Below are 2,610 nucleotides of genomic sequence, written 5' to 3' on the forward strand. Positions count from 1 at the left end.
AATTTGGATAATGCAAAAAGTTTGGCTAAAAGAATGTTGCGCTCGATGGGAATAGATGACGACGGTTTTGTACTTTATGCCGCAAATGGAGCTATCGACCTATCAGTTAGTCTCTATTATCTTGGCTATGAATTCATCGATACCGACAATCGACACCTCAATGAAGATGATCACTACAGAATTGCACTATTAATAAAAAGTGGGGTATCTTTTAGAGGAACTATTGAAAAAATAGTAAAAATAAGTTGTAAATGATTTCATTGCTAACGTTGATATTAATAGAGTAAAAGATGCTGGCCTGAAGTTTTTCAGGTGAATTATTAGGGGAAGATTTCCTTCTCGGAGATAACAGGCATTAGTTTAGGGAGGGCAGTTTCAACTAGCCTGATAGGATCAGTGATGGCTGGGGGGAGCCATAGGTATAACTCTTCTTGTTGGAGCTGAATCTGCTAGAGCAATTTATACATCGAGAAATTTAAAAAACAGAAATATAAACTTATACTCAAAGCTAAGGCGAGCTGGTAATATTGATTTGTTGTATTTTGCAATCGAAAGAAAAAAATAAAATCCTTTTTGAAGATGCTTGTCTTCTTTCAGGAAGGAGTAGAGCAGGGTTTTAATAATATGTGTGATTATTTTTTTGGTGGGATTTGATTAGTTATGCGGACAGTTAATGTCCGCGAAATTAATTATTTCTTATTGTATATCTTGTATGAGAATATAGACGTTATAAGCATAACAGCTAGAAAAAAAATAAACCTTCCGATTATATATCCTGCTAGTTCTTTTGTTATTTCATTTTTTAGATAGTAAGTTATATATAAACTCAATATTTAGTAAGATTGATAGCGCGCCAAGAATGGCAGGTTATTATAAATACCAAAAAAAGAAGCTACTTTCATCTCATCTGATTCCTTTTCGATATGCCCCACAACATACAGAAGGTAATGGTGTAGTATCAAATGCCTTGTTTTTTACGATCTTTAGATGATCTTACTTGAGATCCTTTTTTTTCTTGCGCGTATCTTTTGCGTAGTAAACAAAAAGCCACCCTGGCAGGTGGCTTTTTGAAGGTAAGGCAATCCAGAAAGATTTTCTTACCCAGGTAACTGGCTTTAGTGGAGCGCAGATACCAAAACTGTCCTTTCAGTGTAGCCGCAGTCAGGCATCCACTTCAAGTCTCAGAATATCTAAATCCACTAACCCCCAGTTACCAATGGCTGCTGCCAGTGGCGTTTTTTCGCATCTGTACCGGGTTGGACTCAAGACGATAGTTACCGGAACAGGCGCAGCGGTCGGGCTGAACGGGGGGTTCTTGCACACAGCCCAGCTTGGAGCGAACTGCCTAAACGGAACCGAGTGTCAGGCGTGGTATGAGAATACGCGGCCTTTAACAGCGGAGAGACACCGGTAAACCGCAGGGCAGGAACAGGAGAGCGCAAGAGGGAGCGATTCACCGGAAACGGTGATGATCTTTATAGTCCTGTCGGGTTTCGCCACCACTGATTTGAGCGTCCTTTTTTGTGATGCTTGTCAGGGGGGGCGGAGCCTATGGAAAAACGGGTTCCCCGCGCCCTTTGCTCTGGTCTTTCTCTTTGCCCAGCCACCCCTGCATGACCACTGTTACCTTAAACCGCAACGCCCGCCGCAGCTTCATGACCGAACGAAGTGAGCGAATGAACGAGGAGGCGTCATGTCATCTGCCCTGACATAGTACCGGGTCACTCCTGAGCCACATATCACGCCTGCCACATGAAGCACTTTCCTGATCCCCCAACACCGTGACGACATATATATTTAAGCCATTATACACCCCGCTAGTGCTCCGTGACTGGTTCGGCGCAGCGCCCGCAACCAGTCANGTTCAAAAGCCGGACAGGGTATGTTTTGTCATTACCGCCACTTAGTGCCGGCGACAAAACGGCAGGATAAGATGTGTTTTTGGAGTACCGCCGGCACTCCAGACCCTTCGTCAGGGCTGCGCCCCGACACCCTGCCAACACTTCACGGAACCGGATTAAAATCCGTTCCCGTTCACCGTTTCTTTTTCCGAAAGCCGTCCGCTCAGCTTTTGATACAGCGCTTCGGCCTGTTCGTGCAGCTTTTCACAGTCTGCCGCTTCGTCATCGAGATCGAGTACGTCGAGCTTTTCGAGCAGCAGCAGCGTCTGTCCCCGGATAAACTTCGCCATGTTCAGGGTGGTGGTTTCCTGCTTGTTCATGCGCACTTATTCCGATTACGGGTGAGATTCGGGATGAAAACGTCAGTCAGGCATTCTGCTGCATAACCATGCATACAGGCAAAAGCGCCTGAGGGCGTTTCTGACGAATTTTCTCCAGGAAGACTAAGGTTTTTTACGGCTTACGGCTTTCAAAGGGCTCTGAGTGCGTCTCAGGCGGTGCGGGCAACGGGTGTTATGGTAAATTTATCTTTAACCGCAGCTCTGCTGCGGCGATGGCCGAACGGTTGAATGCCATTGATCTGCGTCAGTACCTTGAAAACGAGCTTTAGCACTCGAAACATTGGAGTAGGAATGGATAAAAGATAGATAACTTCCGAAAATTCTATTATAAAAAATGGCTATTTAATTAATTGTCAATGGAGTGAATG

Annotated in this window: 2 protein-coding genes; one reads left to right on the forward strand and one right to left on the reverse strand. The window is 44.7% G+C overall.

Annotated elements, in window-relative coordinates; genetic code table 11:
* The first annotated feature begins 3 nt into the window (after positions 1-3).
* Complete coding sequence (locus tag EPYR_RS18400) at positions 4-255, forward strand: hypothetical protein (protein ID WP_148217855.1); 252 nt, start codon at positions 4-6, stop codon at positions 253-255.
* A gap of 1,762 nt (positions 256-2,017) precedes the next feature.
* On the opposite strand, the gene EPYR_RS18410 is transcribed toward EPYR_RS18400, so the two are convergent.
* Positions 2,018-2,221 carry a Rop family plasmid primer RNA-binding protein gene (locus EPYR_RS18410; protein WP_012814655.1) on the reverse strand — a complete coding sequence of 68 codons (204 nt, stop codon included), beginning with the start codon at positions 2,219-2,221 and terminating at the stop codon, positions 2,018-2,020.
* Positions 2,222-2,610: the final 389 nt, after the last annotated feature.

Source organism: Erwinia pyrifoliae DSM 12163, assembly GCF_000026985.1.
Classification (GTDB): domain Bacteria; phylum Pseudomonadota; class Gammaproteobacteria; order Enterobacterales; family Enterobacteriaceae; genus Erwinia; species Erwinia pyrifoliae.